The 21320-nt window shown below is 58.1% G+C and carries 19 protein-coding genes and 1 pseudogene; 16 read left to right on the top strand and 4 right to left on the bottom strand.

Features of this window, described 5'->3' with window-relative positions:
- The first annotated feature begins 76 nt into the window (after positions 1 to 76).
- The 3 genes and pseudogenes from puuE to ACLGE8_RS08355 all read left to right on the top strand — a co-directional run.
- Complete coding sequence (gene puuE / locus ACLGE8_RS08365; RefSeq protein WP_410997841.1) at positions 77 to 1342, top strand: 4-aminobutyrate transaminase; 1266 nt, start codon at positions 77 to 79, stop codon at positions 1340 to 1342.
- A 141-nt stretch (positions 1343 to 1483) separates the two neighbouring features.
- The gene (locus tag ACLGE8_RS08360) at positions 1484 to 2755 is read left to right on the top strand and encodes a Glu/Leu/Phe/Val family dehydrogenase (protein WP_410997839.1); all 1272 of its coding nucleotides are present in this window, start codon (positions 1484 to 1486) and stop codon (positions 2753 to 2755) included.
- Positions 2756 to 3210: 455 nt separating this feature from the next.
- Positions 3211 to 3309, top strand: a pseudogene (locus tag ACLGE8_RS08355) (SymE family type I addiction module toxin); the annotation flags it as partial.
- A gap of 92 nt (positions 3310 to 3401) precedes the next feature.
- Here ACLGE8_RS08355 and ACLGE8_RS08350 read toward each other — a convergent pair.
- From ACLGE8_RS08350 to rbn, 4 genes are all read right to left on the bottom strand, one after another.
- A complete protein-coding gene (locus ACLGE8_RS08350; RefSeq protein WP_410997837.1) occupies positions 3402 to 3911 on the bottom strand; it encodes a YrhA family protein in 510 nt (169 codons plus the stop codon).
- Positions 3912 to 3918: 7 nt separating this feature from the next.
- On the bottom strand, positions 3919 to 5064 hold the full coding sequence (locus tag ACLGE8_RS08345) for an HNH endonuclease signature motif containing protein (protein WP_410997835.1): 1146 nt from the start codon (positions 5062 to 5064) through the stop codon (positions 3919 to 3921).
- 242 nt (positions 5065 to 5306) lie between these two features.
- Positions 5307 to 6302, bottom strand: a complete 996-nt coding sequence (locus ACLGE8_RS08340; RefSeq protein ID WP_185667033.1) for a chemotaxis protein — start codon at positions 6300 to 6302, stop codon at positions 5307 to 5309.
- A gap of 65 nt (positions 6303 to 6367) precedes the next feature.
- Positions 6368 to 7285, bottom strand: a complete 918-nt coding sequence (rbn, locus tag ACLGE8_RS08335; protein ID WP_410997833.1) for a ribonuclease BN — start codon at positions 7283 to 7285, stop codon at positions 6368 to 6370.
- Between the two features lie 46 nt (positions 7286 to 7331).
- On the opposite strand from rbn, the gene ACLGE8_RS08330 reads away from it, so the two are divergent.
- The 13 genes from ACLGE8_RS08330 to yfaU all read left to right on the top strand — a co-directional run bounded on the left by ACLGE8_RS08330 (position 7332) and on the right by yfaU (position 21317).
- The gene (locus ACLGE8_RS08330) at positions 7332 to 7793 is read left to right on the top strand and encodes a GNAT family N-acetyltransferase (RefSeq protein ID WP_410997831.1); all 462 of its coding nucleotides are present in this window, start codon (positions 7332 to 7334) and stop codon (positions 7791 to 7793) included.
- Between the two features lie 147 nt (positions 7794 to 7940).
- On the top strand, positions 7941 to 9233 hold the full coding sequence (menF, locus tag ACLGE8_RS08325; RefSeq protein ID WP_410997829.1) for an isochorismate synthase MenF: 1293 nt from the start codon (positions 7941 to 7943) through the stop codon (positions 9231 to 9233).
- Between the two features lie 78 nt (positions 9234 to 9311).
- Entirely contained in the window at positions 9312 to 10982 is a 1671-nt protein-coding gene (menD, locus tag ACLGE8_RS08320; RefSeq protein ID WP_410997827.1) for a 2-succinyl-5-enolpyruvyl-6-hydroxy-3-cyclohexene-1-carboxylic-acid synthase, read from the top strand.
- Positions 10979 to 11743, top strand: a complete 765-nt coding sequence (gene menH / locus ACLGE8_RS08315) for a 2-succinyl-6-hydroxy-2,4-cyclohexadiene-1-carboxylate synthase (protein WP_410997825.1) — start codon at positions 10979 to 10981, stop codon at positions 11741 to 11743. Before menD ends, menH begins: the two co-directional genes overlap by 4 nt.
- Positions 11744 to 11751: 8 nt before the next feature.
- The gene (menB, locus tag ACLGE8_RS08310) at positions 11752 to 12609 is read left to right on the top strand and encodes a 1,4-dihydroxy-2-naphthoyl-CoA synthase (protein WP_035892608.1); all 858 of its coding nucleotides are present in this window, start codon (positions 11752 to 11754) and stop codon (positions 12607 to 12609) included.
- On the top strand, positions 12609 to 13574 hold the full coding sequence (gene menC, locus ACLGE8_RS08305) for an o-succinylbenzoate synthase (RefSeq protein WP_410997823.1): 966 nt from the start codon (positions 12609 to 12611) through the stop codon (positions 13572 to 13574). Before menB ends, menC begins: the two co-directional genes overlap by 1 nt.
- On the top strand, positions 13571 to 14932 hold the full coding sequence (gene menE, locus ACLGE8_RS08300; RefSeq protein WP_410997821.1) for an o-succinylbenzoate--CoA ligase: 1362 nt from the start codon (positions 13571 to 13573) through the stop codon (positions 14930 to 14932). The genes menC and menE overlap by 4 nt, the downstream gene beginning before the upstream one ends.
- A 177-nt stretch (positions 14933 to 15109) precedes the next feature.
- A complete protein-coding gene (locus ACLGE8_RS08295) occupies positions 15110 to 15652 on the top strand; it encodes a YfaZ family outer membrane protein (RefSeq protein WP_395594033.1) in 543 nt (180 codons plus the stop codon).
- A gap of 100 nt (positions 15653 to 15752) precedes the next feature.
- The gene (locus tag ACLGE8_RS08290) at positions 15753 to 16949 is read left to right on the top strand and encodes a nicotinamide mononucleotide deamidase-related protein YfaY (protein ID WP_410997819.1); all 1197 of its coding nucleotides are present in this window, start codon (positions 15753 to 15755) and stop codon (positions 16947 to 16949) included.
- 203 nt (positions 16950 to 17152) lie between these two features.
- Entirely contained in the window at positions 17153 to 17935 is a 783-nt protein-coding gene (locus ACLGE8_RS08285) for an IclR family transcriptional regulator (protein ID WP_410997817.1), read from the top strand.
- Between the two features lie 14 nt (positions 17936 to 17949).
- Positions 17950 to 19155 (top strand): L-rhamnonate dehydratase, encoded by a 1206-nt coding sequence (gene rhmD / locus ACLGE8_RS08280; protein ID WP_410997816.1) that lies wholly within the window; start codon positions 17950 to 17952, stop codon positions 19153 to 19155.
- Positions 19156 to 19209: 54 nt separating this feature from the next.
- A complete protein-coding gene (locus ACLGE8_RS08275) occupies positions 19210 to 20499 on the top strand; it encodes an MFS transporter (protein ID WP_410997814.1) in 1290 nt (429 codons plus the stop codon).
- Positions 20500 to 20513: 14 nt separating this feature from the next.
- Positions 20514 to 21317, top strand: coding sequence for a 2-keto-3-deoxy-L-rhamnonate aldolase (yfaU, locus tag ACLGE8_RS08270; RefSeq protein ID WP_410997813.1), 804 nt, complete (start codon positions 20514 to 20516; stop codon positions 21315 to 21317).
- The last annotated feature ends 3 nt before the right edge of the window (positions 21318 to 21320 follow it).

Raw genomic sequence — 21320 nt, 5'->3', positions numbered from 1 at the left:
CTCGATTAGAGTACCAGATGGTGAATAAATAGCAGTGAGATGTATTCACAGACTTATAAAAAAGATGAGGCACACTATGAGTAATAAAAACCTGCATCAACGTCGCCTGGCCGCCACCCCACGTGGCGTGGGCGTGATGTGCGATTTCTTCGCGCAGTCCGCGGAAAACAGCACTCTGACGGACGTGGAAGGTCGCCAGTTTATTGATTTTGCTGCCGGCATCGCGGTACTCAACACCGGTCACCGCCACCCGCGCCTGGTGCAGGCCGTTGAAGCGCAGCTGCAGGCTTTTACCCATACCGCCTACCAGATTGTCCCTTACGAAAGCTATGTCACCCTGGCCGAGAAGATTAACGCTGCGGCCCCGGTGGGCAGCGACGCGAAAACCGCCTTCTTCACCACCGGTGCCGAAGCGGTAGAGAACGCGGTGAAAATTGCCCGCGCCCACACCGGCCGACCTGGCGTTATCGCCTTTGGCGGCGGTTTCCACGGCCGCACCTACATGACCATGGCCCTGACGGGCAAAGTGGCTCCTTACAAAAAAGGCTTTGGCCCCTTCCCGGGCTCGGTTTTCCACGCGCCTTACCCTTCCGCGCTGCACGGGATCACCACCGACGATGCAGTAAAAGCCATCGAACGCCTGTTTAAGGCCGATATTGATGCTGAGCAGGTGGCCGCCATTATCTTCGAACCTATCCAGGGGGAAGGGGGCTTTGTCGTCGCTCCGCCGGATTTCGTCGCGGCGATTCGCCGCATCTGCGATAAGCACGGCATCGTGATGATTGCCGACGAAGTACAAAGCGGTTTCGCCCGAACCGGCAAGCTGTTCGCCATGGACCACTACGCGGATAAACCGGACCTGATGACCATCGCCAAAAGCCTTGCGGGCGGTATGCCGCTCTCCGGCGTGGTGGGCAAAGCCGAGATTATGGATGCACCAGCGCCCGGCGGCCTGGGCGGTACCTACGCGGGCAACCCGCTCTCCATAGCGGCTGCGCTGGCGGTACTGGATATTATTGATGACGAGAAGCTGTGCGAGCGCGCCGATGCGTTAGGCGAACGCCTGTGTGCCACCCTGAACGATGCCCGTGAATACGCGCCGGGTCTGGCAGAAGTGCGCGGCGTCGGTTCGATGATTGCCGCAGAGTTTACCGACCCGACAAGCGGAGAACCGTCTGCCGAACTCGCTCAGCGCGTGCAGCGTAAAGCGCTGGAGCAGGGGTTACTGCTGCTCACCTGCGGCCAGTATGGCAACGTGATCCGCTTCCTCTATCCGTTAACCATTCCGGAGTTCCAGTTCACCCAGGCGCTGGATATTATTAAAAACGCCCTGAAGGACTGACGAACCGCCACGTTACCCTCGCTTTCTGCACAAGATGGACATCTTTAGTGCCGTGGTACTTTGCTCATCCGAGCACCGACGATAGCCATCCGTATCGTCGGTTTTTTTATTAAAAATCCGATTTCACTGTTGAGGTAAACGATGAAAACGCTGTCGTTTCTGAATAACAATCCCGATTCCGCATGGAATATCTTTATTGCCCAGGTTGAGCGCGTGCTGCCCTATTTAGGCGAGCTGGAGAGCTGGGCCGACACGCTGATCCGCCCCAAACGCGCGCTGATTGTCGACATTCCGCTAGAGATGGAAGATGGCACCGTGCGCCATTTCGAAGGCTATCGCGTACAGCATAACCTGTCCCGCGGGCCGGGTAAGGGCGGGGTGCGCTACCACCCGGACGTCACCTTAGAAGAGGTGATGGCGTTATCCGCGTGGATGACCATCAAATGTGCGGCGCTGAATCTGCCTTTCGGCGGTGCTAAAGGCGGCATTCGCGTTGACCCAGGCGAGCTCAGTAAGAAAGAGCTGGAACGGCTGACCCGCCGCTACACCAGCGAAATCGGCCTGATTATCGGGCCGCAGCAGGACATTCCGGCACCGGACGTGGGCACCAATGCGCAGGTGATGGCCTGGATGATGGACACCTACTCGATGAACGTTGGCTCCACCACCACCGGCGTGGTCACCGGCAAACCTATCCACCTCGGCGGTTCACTGGGGCGCGTTAAGGCCACCGGGCGCGGCGTCTTTGTCACCGGGATGGCGGCGGCCAAACACATTAACCTCGACATTACCGGCGCGCGTATTGGCGTGCAGGGCTTTGGTAACGTCGGCAGCGTCGCCGCGCAGTTATTTGCCAGCGAAGGGGCCAAGGTCATCTCCGTACAGGATCACTCCGCCACGCTGTATGACGCCTCCGGCATTGATATTGATACACTTATCGCCTGGCAAACCGAGAACGGCAAGATAAAGGGCTTCCCGGGCGCGGCTGACGTCAACCCCGATGCTTTCTGGCTGTACGACTATGACATCGTGATCCCCGCCGCGCTGGAGGGCCAGATTACGGCCCAACGCGCCGAAGGTCTTTCATGCCGCCTGGTGCTGGAGGGCGCGAATGGCCCGACGGTGCCGCAGGCCGATGACATCTTGCGCGAACGCGGCATTATCGTGCTCCCGGACGTTATCTGTAACGCGGGCGGCGTGACGGTGAGCTACTTTGAGTGGGTGCAGGATTTCTCCAGCTTTTACTGGTCAGAAGACGAGATTTATCAAAAGCTGGATAAAATCATCCTCAACGCTTTTGATGATGTGTGGAATAAATCCCAGCAGCTGAAGATCTCGCTGCGCACGGCGGCGTATGCGATTGCCTGCGAGCGTATTCTTACCGCGAGGAAAGAGCGCGGGATTTACCCGTAATCTCTGTTTGTTGGTAGCGCGGAATCAAGCCCGATGACGTTTTGCGTATCGGGCTTTAATGACGTTACAGCGCTAGGATTTTCATTCAGTTTTGCAAGCGTCCTTCCAGCAACCCGTATTGCTCAGCCCCGTTAAGCGCAGTATCCTGTTGTTGTACCTGCAAAATCAGGTGCCGGGAGTGGAACCCTGAACCAACTTCATCGACGACATAAAGCGAGTTAACGCAATTTTATGTCGTATGCACAGTCACCATCTCAATGGTGGGCTAGCGGGGGCATTGAAAGATGCACCTGAATCGATGAGTCGGTCATTCTAACCCCGTCTGGTTTAGCCACCAATGAGAGAGAAAATATCACTTATCGGAGGCTGCCACGATGGCGACACCCCTCACCACAACTACCGTACCCGATTTCACCCACTGCGAGTTCTACTCATTCGCAGAAGGCCGCGCCGTCCACCTCGGCGGAGAATGGCTCTCCCAAGCCGGATTTATCGACGGCATGCCCATCAAAGTCCGCGTGATGAAAGATTGCATTGTGATTACCCCGCAGAACGGTTCAATAAGTGTGTTGCGTCCATCAGTTGAACTCACAGCCAGAAGCGGACGTTCAATACTTCTGCTTATACGGCCAAAATCAGTATGCCACTACAATTTTATGGTATCGATAAGTGCTGACAACAGATCGCTAAAGGTCGCGTATGACTCAATAACGTAATCCGTCGATACGCTATCGCGGATCTGGAAACGGTCGTCTTTGGGACTGAATACGAATACGGATATACCATCTTGACCAATCAGCACTTTATCGGTCAGGTTTGGGTCAATATAGATTTCGTCGGTGCGGGTATCAATGTTACGGATATAGATATTTGACCATAGAAGTTCGCCATTCTCCGCCTGTGTCAAATCGTAAAGGGTGAGTCCGTTGTACTCCAACCCGTCCATGAGTTCGAACATCTCAGCGTAATCCGGGCGATTTATCACCAGGCGCTGAATATCTGCGTAAACATCGCGTTTCGTCTCATCCCATTCTGCTGGCGCAGGATTGCGTATTAAGTCTGCCATGGTCTCCGGCGCTACTGGACTGGTTACCGGGTAGTTATTGGAAACCATCAGCGTGCTGAAGATGCCGATCATCTTGCTTGTATCGTTCATAGTGTGCTTACTTTCCTACCGGGTAAATTACGCCATGCGGCGAAGGCCATAAAACGTTAATGCTAGTGTTGTATGGAATTTCTTTGACGATAATTCCTTGAGCCTTTGACAGCGTGGAGTGATACGGCGAACGTTTAATTAGCACCATATTATCGAGGGCATTTGTACCACCGTCATCGAGTGGAATTTTATGGTGAACTTCCCACCCGGACGGCACTCCTCCACTCTCCAGGCGAAGTAGGGCATTGGTGTCAAACGTTGTTAATGCATCAGGGTGACTGGAAATAGATCTGAGAAATTTAGGCCGAACAGTATTAAATTCTTTTCGCAGTGCATTGTATTCAGCGCGATCTCGTCTTAAGTAGCTAAGTTCAGATACTTTCACATTATCAAGCAGGACATGTGCCTTTTTATATTTCCCTGGATAACTGGTGAGTTCTTGCACCCCTACTGGGTTACGTATAACCAGTAGTGAAGCAGCAGTGACCATCATCCCGGATGTCGTTTCGTTAAGTATGCCGTCGTATCCTTTCACGGCATCGCCGCCCAACTGTTCGGCTGTCTGCCGGAATCCCTCTATGTTACCGTTGTAGATCCCGCCTGCTGCCAAAAGTCTCCCGGCTGCTTTGCTGTTGATAGTTTTGCCTGCCTGGGCGCGCTGTATCGGAACATCGGAATAGTGATGTTTAATGGTCGGAGGCGGCTTTCTTCCCTGATGCTCGTTGAGGGTATATTCGTAGAGTTGACGCACTGCCTGCTGAAAAGACTCGCTGTAGGTATCCATGAAGCAGTCGTAAATCAGATTACTGTCATCATCGAAATAGAATGGATTGCGGAAGTGCTCCCATTTTTCCTGAGTGTCCACGCCGACCATCCAACCGTGCTCCAGGTTCCATTTCGCTTCATCATAGAGCCCGTCATATTCACCAAGGCACTTGCGTTTGTATGGTTGTGTTGTGAATCGGTGGTAAACACCTCCTCGTCGCTTCGGGAGGCTGTGAGGCAGAATGCGACTGCGCTGGTCATATTCCAGGTAATCAAGTTCGTAAAAGATGCTCGCCATTTCCAGGGCATTTTGTGGCGAAAAAATGAACTGAATATCACCTGGAGCCAGTTCTCGCTCGGCGTCCCATCTCATGTATAGAGTGAACATTCCGTTTCTTCCTTATTCCATGCATGTGATAAGGATTCTCTCGTTGGGGCGGTGAAAAATCAAACAGATTGGGATGCGCGATTGAGCTATTTTGTTTTTGCTGGAAGGAATTGTCATCGCCTCTCAGGCACAATATTGCTGCTCAAGTCGTCACGATGTAAGTAAGACCTTACCGATGTCCACAATTCACTCATGGCAACCCCAGTCCCGCCAGGCACTCCCTCCTGGCGGCTCCCCCAAAATCACCTCACAGCATGCAACCCACTCTCCCCCCGCCCAGCCGCCTTATTCAGCACCCGCTCAATCACCGCCGCCAGCTCATTAATCTCAAACTTCGCCACATACCCATCGGCGTTAACCTTACGAATATGGTCCTCGTTGGCGTTCCCGGAAAGCGAGGAGTGGATCACCACCGGAATATTGCGCAGCCGTGGGTCGGTTTTGATTTTGCGGGTCAGGGTAAAGCCGTCCATCTCCGGCATTTCGAGGTCGGTCAGCACCAGGGCGATTTTATCGCTCACCGGCACGCCTTCTTTCGCCGCTTCCTGGGCGATAAGCTCGATTTTCTCCCACGCTTCTTTGCCGGTCACGTGCAGCTGGGCAGGGATATCCATCGCCTTCAACCCTTTCTCCAGCATAGCGCGCGCTACCTTTGAGTCCTCGGCGACAATCGCCGTAGCACCCGGCTTAATATTGAATTTGCGCGGGTTCAGCTCTTTGGCGTGCAGGTCGTGGTTGGAAGGGGTGATGTCGTAAAGAATTTGCTCCACGTCGATAACCATCGCCAGGTTGTTGCTCTCCTTATGATCGTCAAGGCAGGCAATGCTGGTGATGTATTTGCCATTCACCGCCTTCTCGGCGGTGTGGATCTGCGTCCAGTCGAGGCGGGTAATGTTCTCAACAGATTCGACGGCGAAGGCCTGCACGCTGCGGGCATATTCGGTAATCAGCAGAATGTTCAGGCCGGTGGCAGGCTTGCAGCCTGCGACGGCGGCGAGGTCGATAACCGGAATGATTTGATCGCGAATGTTCACCATGCCCATCAGCGGCGGCTTAATGCCGGCGGGGCGGGTGAAGCTCGGCATCGGGACGATTTCCCGCAGCTTAAAGACGTTAATGCCGTACAGCTCCGAGGCGTCGCTCTGCGATGACGCGCCGAGGCGGAAAAGCAGCAGCTCAAAACGGTTGGACAGGGTCAGGTTAGCCCTGTCGTCGATCTCTTTCTGGAAGTTATCCATCATGCCCTCAGCGTAAAAAGCGTTCTCTATTAGCTGAGTTATCGGCAGGCGCGGCTAAAACGTTATCACAGCGTGAAGGTGGCGAAATCCTCGGCCAGTTCGCATGCCGGGAAATAGGCCTGGCACTCGGCGAGCAGGCGGCGGCAGCCTTCGGCGTCGTAGCGCGAGCTGACGTGGGTGACGATAAGCCGCTTCGCGTTGGCGGCCCGCGCCAGCTGGGCGGTCTGCTCGGTGGACGAGTGTCCGCGGCTGTTGGCTTTCTCCGCCATGGCGGCTTCCAGCGTCGCTTCATGTACCATCACATCAACGTCGCGGGCCATCGCCAGCGCGGCGTCACACGGCGCGGTGTCTCCAAAAATCGCCACTTTTTTACCTGGCGTGGCGGGGGAGAGGTAATCCGCACCGTTAATCACGCGGCCGTCCGCCAGCGTTACCTGCTCACCGGCCTTAAGCTGCTGGAACAGCGGGCCGGGCGCGACGCCTGCAGCAACCAGCCTGCGCGCATCCAGTGCCCCCGGCTTATCGTGTTCTTCCACGCGAAAGCCGTAGCACTCGACCGGGTGATTCAGCGGGAAGGCGGTGACTTTACGCAGGCCGTCGTCGAGGATCTCCCCGCCGCTGATTTCGACCACTTCCAGCGGGAAATCGGTCCACGAACCGCTCAGCCGCAGGGTGGTTTCAACAAACTCCTTCAGCCCTTTTGGCCCGTACAGGGTGAGCGGCTGAGCGCTGCCCGACATCGAACGGCTGCAAATCAGCCCCGGCAGGCCAAACAGGTGGTCGCCGTGCAGGTGGCTAATAAAGATGCGTTCGATTTTTCCCGGATGAAAAGCGGTGTGCAGCAACTGGTGCTGGGTGCCTTCGCCGCAGTCGAAAAGCCACAGCCCCGGCTGCGTCGGGTGTTGCAGATTCAGCAGCATTGCTGTTACGTTGCGAGTTCGGGTTGGCACGCCCGCGGATGTGCCTAAAAACGTCAATTGCATAGCGCCGCGCCCCTGGCGGTAAAAAATAAGGTTTAAGGAGCCTACCATGATTCGCTGGCAAGATTTGCACCATTCTGAATTAACCGTCCCGACGCTGTACACCCTGCTGAAGCTGCGCAGCGAAGTCTTCGTGGTGGAACAGGCCTGCGTCTATCTGGATATCGACGGCGACGATCTGGTCGGCGAAAACCGCCATCTGCTGGGCTGGAAAGACGACCAGCTGGTGGCCTATGCGCGCATACTGGTGAGCGACGATGAGTTTGAACCGGTGGTGATTGGCCGGGTGATTGTCAGCCCTGCGGTGCGCGGTGAACGCCTCGGCTATCAGCTGATGGAACGCGCGCTGGCAAGCTGCCAGCAGCATTGGCCGCAGCGGGCGCTCTATCTCGGCGCGCAGGCGCATCTGCGGGAGTTCTACGGCCATTTCGGGTTTATCACCGTCACCGACGTTTACGACGAAGATGGTATTCCACACGTGGGGATGGCGCGAGAAGTGGCGCAGGCATAACCCCAAATCCCGTCTATAGTGAAAGGCAAAGAGCGTTGATTTTCAGTGCGATATCGCCTTGTTACGTTTCCGCTCCCTAATCGTGGGTACTGCTTTTTATAACAAGTACCCCGTATACTATGCGGTTTTTATGATAGGGAGGTTTGCGTGCGATCCATTCTAGCGGCATTGCAGAGCCTGTCAGGGCAGCTGACAGACGATTTTCCAGCGTTGCCCGGCACGCAAATCATCGACGTCTCATTCCCCCTTAGCGATGCTTTCGACCCGCTTGCGTGGCTGAGCGGGCAGACGGTCTGGCCGCAGTTCTACTGGCAGCAGCGCAGCGGCAAGGAAGAGATTGCCGCGCTGGGTTCGGTCAAATCCTTTACCTCCCTGGCTCAGGCCAATGATTTCCTGCACACCCTTGAGCGCGACGACGTGCGAATCTGCGGCGTCAATGCCTTCGACCCGACGGTGGGGCAGCTATTCCTGCCGCGTCTGGAGTGGCGACGTGAAGCCGGGCGCGCCACGCTTCGCGTCAATCTCTGGAGCGCCACCTCGCTGCGCCAGGATGCGGAACAGGCGCGAGCATGCCTGGCACAGCTCACCGCCCATCACGCCGCGGCGGAACTGGTGTTGCAGCAAAAAAGCGAAACCCATCGTCCCGGCAAAGAGGGCTGGTGTCGGCTGATTGAGCAGGCCACCCAGGCCATTCGCGACGGCGCGTTTAGCAAAGTGGTGCTGGCGCGAGCAACGGATCTGGCCTTTTGCAGCGCGCCGAACGCCAGCGCGCTGATGGCCGCCAGTCGCCGGGTCAATTTCTCTTGCTATCATTTCTATATGGCGTTTGACGCTCAGCAGACGTTTCTCGGCTCCTCGCCGGAACGCTTATGGCGGCGGCGCGGCACGGCGCTGCGTACCGAAGCGCTGGCGGGTACCGTGGCGGCGCACGACGATGCGGCAACCGCGAAGCGGCTGGGCGACTGGCTGATGCACGATGATAAAAACCAGCGGGAAAACAGCCTGGTGGTGGAAGATATCTGCCAGCGCCTGCAGGGGGTGACCAATATGCTCGACGTGCTGCCCGCGGAAATCGTTCGTCTGCGCAAGGTGCAGCATCTGCGCCGCTGCATTCAGGCGGAGCTTAACGCGCCAGACGACACGCGCTGCCTGCTGCAACTGCAGCCGACGGCAGCGGTGGCGGGGCTGCCGCGTGCGCAGGCGCTGGACTTTATCGACCGTTTCGAACCCTTCACCCGTGAATGGTACGCCGGGTCGGCGGGCTATCTTTCTCGTCGCCAGAGTGAGTTCTGCGTGACGCTGCGCTCGGCGAAGGTGGAAGGCGACACGGTGCGTCTGTATGCCGGGGCCGGCATCATCGACGGCTCGGATCCTGAGCAGGAGTGGCAGGAGATCGAAAACAAAGCAGCAGGTCTGCGCGCTTTGCTGTTCCCTGAATAGAACATTACCGATTCATATCAAAATCCTACTAAGCCGTAGAATTTATACTGAGTCGATTATTTGATACCGGACAACTTCATGTCAGTAAGCGCATTTAACCGACGCTGGGCGGCGGTGATCCTCGAAGCATTAACCCGTCACGGCGTGCGACACGTTTGCATTGCGCCGGGGTCTCGTTCCACACCGCTGACGCTGGCGGCGGCGGAGAACCGCACCTTTATTCATCACACCCATTTTGATGAGCGCGGGCTCGGGCATCTGGCGCTGGGGCTGGCGAAGGTCAGCCAGCAGCCGGTGGCGGTGATTGTCACCTCCGGCACGGCGGTGGCGAACCTCTACCCGGCGCTGATTGAAGCGGGGTTGACCGGTGAAAAAATTATTCTGCTGACCGCCGACCGCCCACCAGAGCTGATTGACTGCGGCGCGAATCAGGCCATTCGTCAGCCCGGTATGTTTGCCTCGCACCCTTCCAGCACCCTCTCGTTACCGCGCCCGAGCCAGGATATTCCGGCCCGCTGGCTGGTCTCCGTGGTGGATGACGCGCTGGGCTCGCTGCATTCCGGCGGCGTGCACATCAACTGCCCGTTTGCCGAACCGCTGTATGGCGATATGGACGATACCGGCCTTGCCTGGCAGCAGGCGCTGGGCGACTGGTGGCAGGGGGAAAAACCCTGGCTGCGCGAAGCGCTGCATCAGGAAAGTGCCGTCCAGCGCGACTGGTTCTTCTGGCGGCAAAAACGCGGCGTGATTGTCGCCGGGCGCATGAGCGCGGAAGAGGGCAAGAAAGTTGCCGAATGGGCGAAAACCCTCGGCTGGCCGCTGATTGGCGACGTGCTGTCGCAAACCGGGCAGCCGCTGCCGTGCGCCGATCTCTGGCTCAGTAACCCGGCCGCCATCAGCGAGCTTCAGCAGGCGCAGATTGTGGTGCAGCTTGGCAGCAGCCTGACCGGCAAACGCGTGCTGCAATGGCAGCTGGCCTGCGAGCCGGACGAGTACTGGCTGGTTGACCCGCTTTCCGGTCGTCTCGACCCGGCGCACCATCGCGGTCGCCGCCTGGTGAGCAACATTGCGCAGTGGCTGGAAAAGCACCCGGCGGAAAAACGCGCGCCGTGGACCACGGTCATCCCCACGCTCTCCGAGCAGGCATGGGAGGCGGTTGCCGCGCAAAGCGAACGCTTCGGTGAAGCGCAGCTGGCGCACCGTATTCGCCGCTACCTGCCGGAACAGGGGCAACTGTTCGTCGGCAACAGCCTGGTGGTGCGCTTAATTGACGCCTTAGGCCAGCTTCCGGCTGGCTACCCGGTCTATAGCAACCGCGGTGCCAGCGGCATCGACGGCCTGATTTCGACGGCGGCTGGCGTGCAGCGTGCCAGCGCGCGGCCGACGCTTGCTATCGTTGGCGACCTGTCCGCGCTCTACGACCTCAACGCGCTGGCGCTGCTGCGTCAGGTATCCGCGCCGCTGGTGCTGATTGTGGTCAACAATAACGGCGGGCAGATTTTCTCTCTGCTGCCAACCCCGGTGGAAGAGCGCGAGCGCTTCTACGCGATGCCGCAAAACGTCCATTTCGAGCACGCGGCGAAAATGTTTGGCCTGCGCTATCAGCAGCCAGAGGATTGGGCCTCGCTGGAAGCCGCACTGAGCACCGCCTGGCGTACGCCGGCGACCACGGTGATTGAGCTGGTGGTTAACGACACCGACGGCGCGCAAACTTTGCAGCATCTGCTGGCGCAGGTCAGCAAGCTATGATTCTGCACGCCGTGGCCGAGCAGGGCGACCCAACGCAGCCGTGGCTGGTTTTCCTGCACGGTTTTTCCGGCGATCACCGCGAGTGGCAGCCGGTGGGGCAACGCTTTGCGCGGGCCAATCGGCTGTATGTCGATCTCCCCGGTCACGGCGGTTCTTCGTCGGTGCGGGTCAATAACTTCACTGAGATGGACGCCGCACTCCAGGCTACGCTGCTTAGTTACAACATACTCAGCCACTGGTTGGTGGGGTACTCGCTGGGCGGGCGGATTGCCATGCACTACGCCTGCTCGCGGCCGAAAGGTCTGGCAGGGCTGATTGTCGAAGGCGGTCACCCAGGCCTGACGAACGACGCTGATCGGGAATCGCGCTGGCGCAACGACGACGCCTGGGCGCAGCGTTTTCGCGAGCAGCCGCTGGCGGAAGTTTTCAGCGCCTGGTATCAACAGCCGGTGTTTGCCAGCCTCACGGATGAACAGCGCGCCTCGCTGGTGGCGCTGCGTCAGCAAAACGACGGCAACGCGCTGGCGGCAATGCTGCTGGCTACCTCTTTAGCCGTGCAGGAAGATCTCCGTCCTGCGCTGCAAACGCTTTCACTGCCATTCTGGTATCTCTGTGGCGAGCGCGACCACAAGTTTCGGGCTATTGCCGAGGAACTCTCGCGACCTTGCCACCTTATTCATGATGCCGGGCACAACGCGCACCGGGAAAACCCCGCGGGCGTGGCCGCGTGTCTGGCTCAGATTCTGCCTGTTAACTTATAGGACTCGCTATGATCTATCCTGATGAAGCTATGCTGTACGCCCCTGCTGAGTGGCACGATTGTTCCGAAGGTTTTACCGACATTCGCTACGAAAAATCCGCTGACGGCATCGCCAAAATCACCATTAACCGCCCGCAGGTTCGTAACGCGTTTCGCCCGCTGACGGTCAAAGAGATGATTCAGGCGCTGGCAGATGCCCGCTATGACGATAACGTCGGCGTGATTATCCTTACCGGCGCGGGCGACAAAGCCTTCTGCGCCGGTGGCGACCAAAAGGTACGCGGCGACTACGGCGGATACCAGGACGACAGCGGCGTTCACCACCTGAACGTGCTGGACTTCCAGCGCCAGATCCGTACCTGCCCGAAACCGGTGGTGGCGATGGTGGCTGGCTTCTCCATCGGCGGCGGCCACGTGCTGCACATGATGTGTGACCTGACCATTGCGGCGGATAACGCCATCTTCGGCCAGACCGGCCCGAAAGTGGGTTCCTTCGACGGCGGCTGGGGCGCTTCCTACATGGCGCGCATCGTGGGTCAGAAAAAAGCGCGTGAAATCTGGTTCCTGTGCCGCCAGTACGACGCCAAAGCGGCGCTGGATATGGGCTTGGTGAACACCGTGGTACCGCTGGCGGATCTCGAAAAAGAGACCGTACGCTGGTGTCGTGAAATGCTGCAAAACAGCCCGATGGCGCTGCGCTGCCTGAAAGCCGCGCTGAACGCCGACTGTGACGGTCAGGCAGGTCTGCAGGAGCTGGCGGGTAACGCCACCATGCTGTTCTATATGACCGAAGAAGGTCAGGAAGGCCGTAACGCCTTCAACCAGAAACGTCAGCCTGACTTCAGCAAATTCAAACGGAACCCGTAATGCGAAGCGCGCAGGTTTACCGCTGGCAGATACCGATGGACGCAGGTGTGGTTCTGCGCGAGCGGCGGCTGAAAACCCGTGATGGGTTATTCGTCTACCTGCGTGACGGCGAACGGGACGGGTGGGGAGAAATCTCCCCACTGCCGGGCTTTAGCCTGGAGTCGCTGGACGACGCGCAGTCGGCGCTGTTGGGCTGGGTTAACGCCTGGCGGCAGGGCGACGATAGCGCGTTGCCAGAAGTGCCTTCAGTCGCTTTTGGCATCAGCTGTGCGCTGGCGGAGCTGAACGATGCGCTGCCCGTAGCGGCGGATTATCGTGCTGCGCCGCTGTGCACCGGCGACCCGGACGAGCTGGTTATCAAGCTGGCGGAGATGTCCGGCGAGAAGGTGGCGAAGGTGAAGGTCGGCCTGTATGAAGCGGTCCGCGACGGCATGGTGGTCAATCTGCTGCTGGAAGCGATTCCAGAGCTGACCCTGCGCCTTGATGCCAACCGCGCCTGGACGCCGCTGAAAGCCCAGCAGTTCGCCAAATACGTCAACCCCGACTACCGTTCACGCATCGCTTTCCTCGAAGAACCGTGCAAAACCCGCGATGACTCGCGCGCCTTTGCGCGTGAAACCGGCATCGCTATTGCCTGGGACGAAAGCCTGCGCGAGGCGGATTTCCGCTTTGAAGCCGAGCCTGGCCTGAAAGCCGTGGTGATCAAGCCAACGCTCACCGGCAGCCTTGAACGCGTAAAAGCGCAGGTGGCGGCAGCACATGCGCTCGGCCTGACGGCGGTGATCAGCTCCTCGCTGGAATCCAGCCTCGGCTTAACCCAGCTGGCGCGCATCGCGGCGTGGCTGACACCAGATACCATCCCGGGTCTGGATACCCTGAATCTGATGCAGACCCAACTGATTCGCTGCTGGCCTGGAAGCTCGCTGCCGTGCGGCGCGATTGAGGATATGGAGCCGCTGCTGTGACCTTTTCAATCTGGCCGTGGCGACACTGGCGCGAGGTGCGCGGCGACGCGGTTGCGCTGCGGTTCGACGATGAAACCCTAAGCTGGACGGCGCTGTGCGAACGTATCGACGCGCTGGCCGCCGGATTTCAGGCTCAGGGCGTTAATCCGGAAGACGGCGTGGCGCTCTGCGCCCGTAATCGCCCGGAGGCGGTGCTGGCCTGGCTGGCGCTGTTGCAGTGCGGCGCGCGTATTCTGCCGCTGAACCCACGGCTGCCGGCAACGCTTATCAGCCAGCTGTTACCGGGCCTCAGCCTGCATCACTTTTTAAATCTGGAAGCCGATGAGCACTATGGTCTCGCGCCGTTGCAGCTGCATTCCGCACCGCTGACAGCGCCATGCGACTGGCGTGCTGAACGTCTGGCGTCGATGACGCTTACCTCGGGTTCAACCGGCCTGCCGAAAGCGGCGGTGCATACCTGCGCGGCGCATCTGGCAAGCGCGCACGGCGTGCTGAGCCTGATGCCGTTTGCAGAAAACGACTGCTGGCTGCTGTCGCTACCGCTGTTCCACGTCTCCGGTCAGGGGATTTTCTGGCGCTGGCTGCTGATGGGCGCACAGATGGCGGTGAGCGAGCGTCCGCTTGCGCAGGCGTTGCACGGTTGTTCCCACGCTTCACTGGTGCCGACGCAGCTCTGGCGTCTGCTCAATGATGAACAGCCGCTCACCCTAAAAACGGTGCTGCTGGGCGGCGCGGCGATCCCTGCGGTGCTGACCGAACGGGCTGCGGCGCAGGGGATTCAGACCTTTTGCGGCTACGGCCTCACCGAGTTTGCCTCTACCGTCTGTGCCCGTGAAGCCAACGGCGGCGAGGATGTCGGCGTTCCTTTACCGGGGCGTGAACTGCGGCTGGTCGATGGCGAAATCTGGCTGCGGGCCAGCAGCATGGCCTCAGGTTACTGGCGTAACGGTGAACTGCTGCCGCTGACCAACGCCGAAGGCTGGTTTGCCACCCGCGATCGCGGTGAAATCCACGACGGCAAGCTGCACGTTATTGGGCGTCTGGATAATCTGTTTTTCAGCGGCGGTGAGGGTATTCAGCCGGAAGAAGTTGAACGGGTATTGGTACAACATCCGGCGGTGAATCAGGTCTTTATTGTTCCCATCGACGATATTGAATTTGGTCAGCGCCCGGTGGCGGTGCTGGACGCTGAGCCGACGCTGAATATGGCCGAGCTAGCACAGTGGGCAAAGGACAAGCTGGCAGGATTCCAGCAGCCGTGTCGCTGGCTGCTGCTGCCCGAGTCGATGAAAGGGACGGGAATTAAAGTGTCTCGCCATCAGCTGACCCAGTGGGTTAGCGCGCAGGGAAAAGCGTGAATGATAGATATGAGTGATTGAATGAATATACATTATTATTCATGCTGATGTATGGGACGTAATTCGTTACAATCCCACTGATTATTGCCTGTTTCGTACATTGAATCCGCTGCGTATCGCAGTACAATTCAGCGGTTTATGGGCGTTTATTTTTTGCGTTTGCGTGAAAGGATGAAGATGAAAAAGAGCGTGTTATTTGGTCTGGCGGGGCTGATGTTTGTCTCCGCGTCAGCGAGTGCAATCAGCTTTAACGGTCAAGCTGGTAAAGATTACACTAACCTGGGCTTTGGTGTCGGTACTGAGACTTCTGGCCTGGCGTTAACCGGTAACTGGACGCACAGCGACGACGATGGTGATGTGGCAGGTCTGGGCCTGGGTCTGAATATCCCTCTCGGTCCGTTCATGGCAACCGTAGGCGGTAAAGCGGTTTACACCGATCCGAACGACAGCGATTCCGGCTACGCCGCAGCGGTCGGCGGCGGCCTGCAGTGGAAAATCGGCGACAGCCTGCGTCTGTTCGGCGAGTACTACTACTCTCCAGATTCGCTTTCCAGCGGTATCGACAGTTACACCGAAGCGAACGCGGGCGCGCGTTACACCATCATGCGCCCAATCAGCATTGAAGCGGGTTATCGTTACCTGAACCTCGCGGGTAAAGACGGTCATCGTGACAACGCCGTGGCCGATGGCCCATACGTTGGCGTGAGCGCATCGTTCTAATCTCCCCTCCGGCGCGGCGGCACCGCTGCGCCAGTTTTTCTCTTCTTAAATCCTCTGCTTGCGTTATAGTGACTTGTCCTCTTTTTTATTGGAGTAAGTGATGATAACGGTTGAGATGCTGTCTACCGGTGACGAAGTCTTATCGGGGCAGATCGTCGATACAAACGCTGCCTGGCTTGCCGACTTTTGCTTTCAGCAGGGAATCCCGCTGACGCGACGCAACACCGTGGGCGATAACCTTGATGACCTGGTGGCGATTCTGCGCGAGCGCAGTACCCAGGCGGATATCCTGATTGTGAACGGCGGCCTGGGGCCGACCAGCGATGACCTCAGCGCGCTTGCCGCAGCAACGGCCAAAGGCGAATCGCTGATTCTGCACGAAGAGTGGCTGGCGTTTATGGAGCGCTTCTTCAGCGAGCGCGGTCGCGTCATGGCGCCGAGCAACCGCAAGCAGGCCGAAATTCCGGCCAGCGCCGAGCTTATCGATAACCCGGTCGGCACCGCCTGCGGCTTTGCCGTCAAGCTCAACCGCTGCCTGATGTTCTTCACCCCGGGCGTGCCGTCTGAATTTAAGGTGATGGTCGAAAAAGAGATCCTGCCGCGCATTCGCCAGCGTTACCCGGTTGGCGAGCCGCCGCTGTGCCTGCGCCTGACCACCTTTGGCCGCTCGGAGAGCGACCTCGCTCAGAGCCTGCAGCATCTTGAGCTGCCGCCGGGCGTGAGCATGGGCTATCGCTCCTCAATGCCGATTATCGAACTGAAGCTCACCGGGCCGGCGGAACATCGCGAGGCGATGCTGGCGCTGTGGCCGGAAGTGCAGAAAGTCGCTGGCGAAAGTCTGATTTTTGAAGGCACCGAAGGGCTGCCTGCGCAGCTGGCGCGGGTGCTGAAAGAGAAACAGCTCAGCCTGACCTTAAGCGAGCAGTTCACCAGCGGGCTGATTGCCCTGCAGCTATCCCGCGCTCAGGCGCCGCTGCTCGCCAGCGAAGTGGTGCCGCCGCAGGATGAAAGCTTAGCGCAAACCGCCCGCTGGGCTGCTGAACGCCGGGTGAATCATTTCGCCGGGCTGGCGCTGGCGGTAAGCGGCCTTGAAAGCGAGCATATCAACTTTGCGCTCGCCACCCCGGACGCCACCCACGCGCTCCAGGTGAAGTTCAGCAATACGCGACATAGTCTGGCGGTGCGTCAGGAAGTGTGCGCGATGATGGCGCTGAACATGCTGCGCCGCTGGCTGAACGGCCGCCCGGTTGCCAGTGAACACGGCTGGATTAACGTGGTGGATTCGCTGGTGCTGTAACACATCAACGCGTCGGAGACGGCCTCCGGCGCTTTTTCAGTCCAACCTGTTGTACTTGCTTTGAAATAATCTGTGCGCCATCTCTCATCTTTTTCCCTCCAAACCTCCACTCGGCTGGAATAGCGTCATCGTTTGAAGTCGCTCACAATTTAACGCCCCGACAATCGCAACACTGATTCCAGTATTCAGGATTGGAGTCCAGTATGTTGGAATTAAGCAAAGTCCCGGCGCTCACCCGCGCCATTGATATTCTCAATTTAATCGCCCGTATCGGCCCCTGCAGCGCGGCGACCATTATTGACGAACTGGGTATTCCGAAAAGTACTGCTTATCTGCTGCTGGGAGAACTAAGAAAGCAGCGCTTCCTCAGCATGGATAATCAGGATAACTACTGCCTGTGGACCAAACTGGTTGAACTGGCCGGTCATGCACTGAGCAAAATGGACCTGCGCGAACTGGCGCGCCCGCGCCTGACGCAGCTGATGGACCAGTGTGGGTTGCTCTGCCATCTGGGCATCATCGATCACGGCAACGCCTATTACATCCTGAAGGTTGAATCTCCGGCCACCATCAGCGTGCGTTCGCATGAAGGCAAGAGCCTGTCGCTTTATCGTTCCGGTATCGGTAAATGCCTGCTGGCCTGGCAGCCCGAGCGGGTTCAGGCGGCAATTATCAGCGAACTGAACTGGGAGCGGGCCACGCCGACCACCATCATCAATGCCGAGCAGCTTCACGATGAATTAAAACGCATTCGTGCCAGAGGCTGGAGCTTCGATAACGGCGAGGATTATCCCGACGTTCGCTGCGTCGCAGCACCGGTCTTTAACGCCAATAACGAGCTGACCGCCGCGATTTCAGTGGTGGGAACACGCCTGCAAATCAACGAAGACAATCGTGATTACCTCGCCGGTAAGGCGATTGCCTGCGCGAAAGATATTTCACGTCTGTTGGGGTGGAAGAGCCCCTTTGAACAACAAGCCTCATAACAAGGAAAAACACCATGACCCTACCGAAAATTAAACACGTTCGCGCCTGGTTTATCGGCGGCGCTACCGCAGAGAAAGGCGCTGGCGGCGGTGATTATCACGACCAGGGCGCAAATCACTGGATTGACGATCACATCGCCACTCCGATGAGCAAGTACAAACAGTATGAGCAGTCTCGCCAGTCGTTCGGCATCAACGTTCTCGGGACGCTGATTGTTGAAGTGGAAGCCGAAAACGGGCAGACCGGCTTTGCGGTATCAACGGCGGGGGAAATGGGCTGCTTTATCGTTGAAAAGCACCTGAACCGCTTTATTGAAGGTAAGTGCGTCAGCGATATCAAACTGATCCATGACCAGATGCTCAACGCCACCATGTACTATTCCGGCTCCGGCGGTCTGGTGATGAACACCATCTCCTGTATTGATCTCGCACTGTGGGATCTGTTCGGCAAAGTGGTTGGCCTGCCGGTGTATAAACTGCTGGGCGGTGCGGTGCGCGATGAAATTCAGTTCTATGCCACCGGCGCGCGCCCGGACCTGGCAAAAGAGATGGGCTTTATCGGCGGTAAAATGCCGACCCACTGGGGGCCGCACGATGGCGATGCGGGTATCCGCAAAGATGCCGCGATGGTCGCTGAGATGCGCGAAAAATGCGGCCCGGATTTCTGGCTGATGCTGGACTGCTGGATGAGCCAGGACGTTAACTACGCCACTAAGCTCGCCCACGCCTGCGCGCCGCATAATCTTAAGTGGATCGAGGAGTGCCTGCCGCCGCAGCAGTATGAAGGGTATCGTGAGCTCAAACGCAATGCGCCAGCCGGGATGATGGTCACCAGCGGCGAGCACCACGGCACGCTGCAATCCTTCCGCACCTTGTCAGAAACCGGCATCGATATTATGCAGCCTGATGTGGGCTGGTGCGGCGGTTTGACCACGCTGGTAGAGATTGCCGCCATTGCTAAATCGCGCGGTCAGTTGGTGGTCCCGCACGGATCATCGGTCTATTCGCACCATGCCGTCATTACTTTTACCAATACACCGTTCAGCGAATTCCTGATGACCAGCCCAGACTGTTCAACCATGCGTCCACAGTTTGACCCGATTCTGCTCGGTGAACCGGTGCCGCAAAATGGGCGCATTCATAAAACCGTTCTTGATAAACCGGGCTTCGGCGTTGAGCTGAACCGCGACTGCAACCTGAAACGTCCTTATAGCCACTGATCCCGTCGCGCCGCACAGCGCTGATGTGCGGCCTATTTTTTAGAGGATATTACGATGAGCAACACCTTGCTTGAGAGCGTGGTGAAGAAAAACCGCGCCCGTTTGATCCCCTTTATGCTGGCGTTGTACGTGCTGGCATTTCTTGACCGCTCGAATATTGGCTTTGCCAAAGAGACCTACCAGCTGGATACCGGGCTAAGTAATGAAGCCTATGCGCTGGGAGCAGGGATTTTCTTTGTGGTGTACGCCTTTCTCGGGGTGCCCGCTAACCTGCTGATGCGCAAATTCGGCGCGAGAAAATGGATTGGCTGCACCACCTTGCTGTGGGGCGTGCTGTCTGCAGCGATGGCGTGGGCGGATACCGAAGCGAAATTCTTGCTGGTGCGCACGCTGCTCGGTGCCGCCGAAGCGGGCTTTTTCCCCGGTATGATCTACCTGACCTCCCAGTGGTTCCCGCAGCAAAACCGCGCCAGCATTATGGGGCTGTTTTATATGGGTGCGCCGCTGGCATTGACGCTCGGTTCGCCTTTATCCGGCGCGCTGCTGGAAATGCACGGCTTTATGGGACATCCCGGCTGGTTCTGGATGTTTATCATTGAAGGGCTGCTTGCCGTCGGCGCGGGATTTTTCACCTTCTTCTGGCTCGACGATACGCCGCAAAATGCACGTTTCCTGACGCCCGCTGAGAAACAGGCGTTAATCAGCGAACTGGCCAGCGAAGAGCAGAAAAAGGTCACCTCGCGGTTGTCCGATGCTCTGCGCAATGGCCGCGTCTGGCAGCTGGCGATTATCTATCTGACCATCCAGGTCGCGGTTTATGGCCTGATTTTCTTCCTGCCGACTCAGGTCGCCGCGCTGCTGGGTACCAAAGTGGGGTTTGTGGCCTCGGTAGTGACCGCGATCCCGTGGGTGGCGGCGCTGTTCGGTACCTGGCTGATTCCACGCTACTCCGACCGTACCGGCGAGCGGCGTAATATCGCGGCATTCACCCTGCTGGCGGCAGCAATTGGCATTGCGGTTTCTGGGCTGGTATCGCCGGTACTGGCGATTATTGCGCTATGCGTGGCCGCCGTTGGCGTTATCGCCGTACAGCCGGTCTTCTGGACCATGCCGACACAGCTGCTCTCCGGCACGGCGCTGGCGGCTGGCATTGGTTTCGTCAACCTGTTCGGCGCCATCGGCGGTTTTCTGGCCCCGATTATTCGCGTTCAGGCTGAAACGGTCTTCGCCAGCAGCGCCGCCGGGTTAGTGACCCTCGCCTGTGTGGCGATTGTTGGGGTTGTGATTATTTTTTCACTGCGTGTGAATCGCACGGTGCCGCAGGCTAGCACCTTACCGCATTAATTTAAGGGAGAATTATGAACGCTATTTTATCGAATCCGTTTAAAGCGGGATTATTGCAGGGAGAGGCGCAAATAGGTTTGTGGCTGAGCACGACCTCTTCTTACATGGCGGAAATTGCCGCCACGTCGGGTTACGACTGGCTGCTGATTGACGGCGAGCATGCGCCGAATACTGTGCAGGATCTTTACCATCAACTCCAGGCTATTGCTCCCTACGCCAGCCATCCGGTTATTCGCCCGGTAGAGGGCAATCGTAGCCTGATTAAACAGGTGCTGGATATTGGCACCAGAACGCTGCTGATTCCGATGGTTGATACCGCTGAGCAGGCGAGGGATATTGTCTCTGCCACCCGCTACCCACCTGTCGGTACCCGTGGCGTTGGTGCTGGGGTGGCTCGCGCCGCCCGTTGGGGACGGGTCGAGAACTATATGGCGAGGGCCAACGATGAACTGTGCCTGTTGATTCAGATGGAGAGCAAAACGGCTCTTGATAATCTGGATGAGATCCTGGAGGTTGAGGGGATTGATGGCGTCTTTATCGGCCCCGCTGATTTATCGGCTTCGTTAGGGTACCCGGATAACGCCGGGCATCCGGAAGTTCAGCGGGTTATTGAGCAGAGCATACGACGCATTCGTGCTGCGGGAAAGGCGGCTGGGTTCCTGGCCGTTGACCCTGAAATGGCGCAAAAAGTACTGGCGTGGGGGGCTAATTTTGTCGCGGTGGGGGTGGATACCAATCTCTATACCAGCGCGCTTGATAAACGTCTGGCGATATTCAAATCCGTGACCGAACAGCCGCAGGGAAAGGGGAGCTACTAGCAT

This window comes from Kluyvera sp. 142486 (assembly GCF_046569695.1).
Lineage (GTDB): Bacteria > Pseudomonadota > Gammaproteobacteria > Enterobacterales > Enterobacteriaceae > Kluyvera.
Note: the sequence above shows the minus strand (reverse complement) of the source record. Positions and strands in the feature narration are given on the sequence as shown.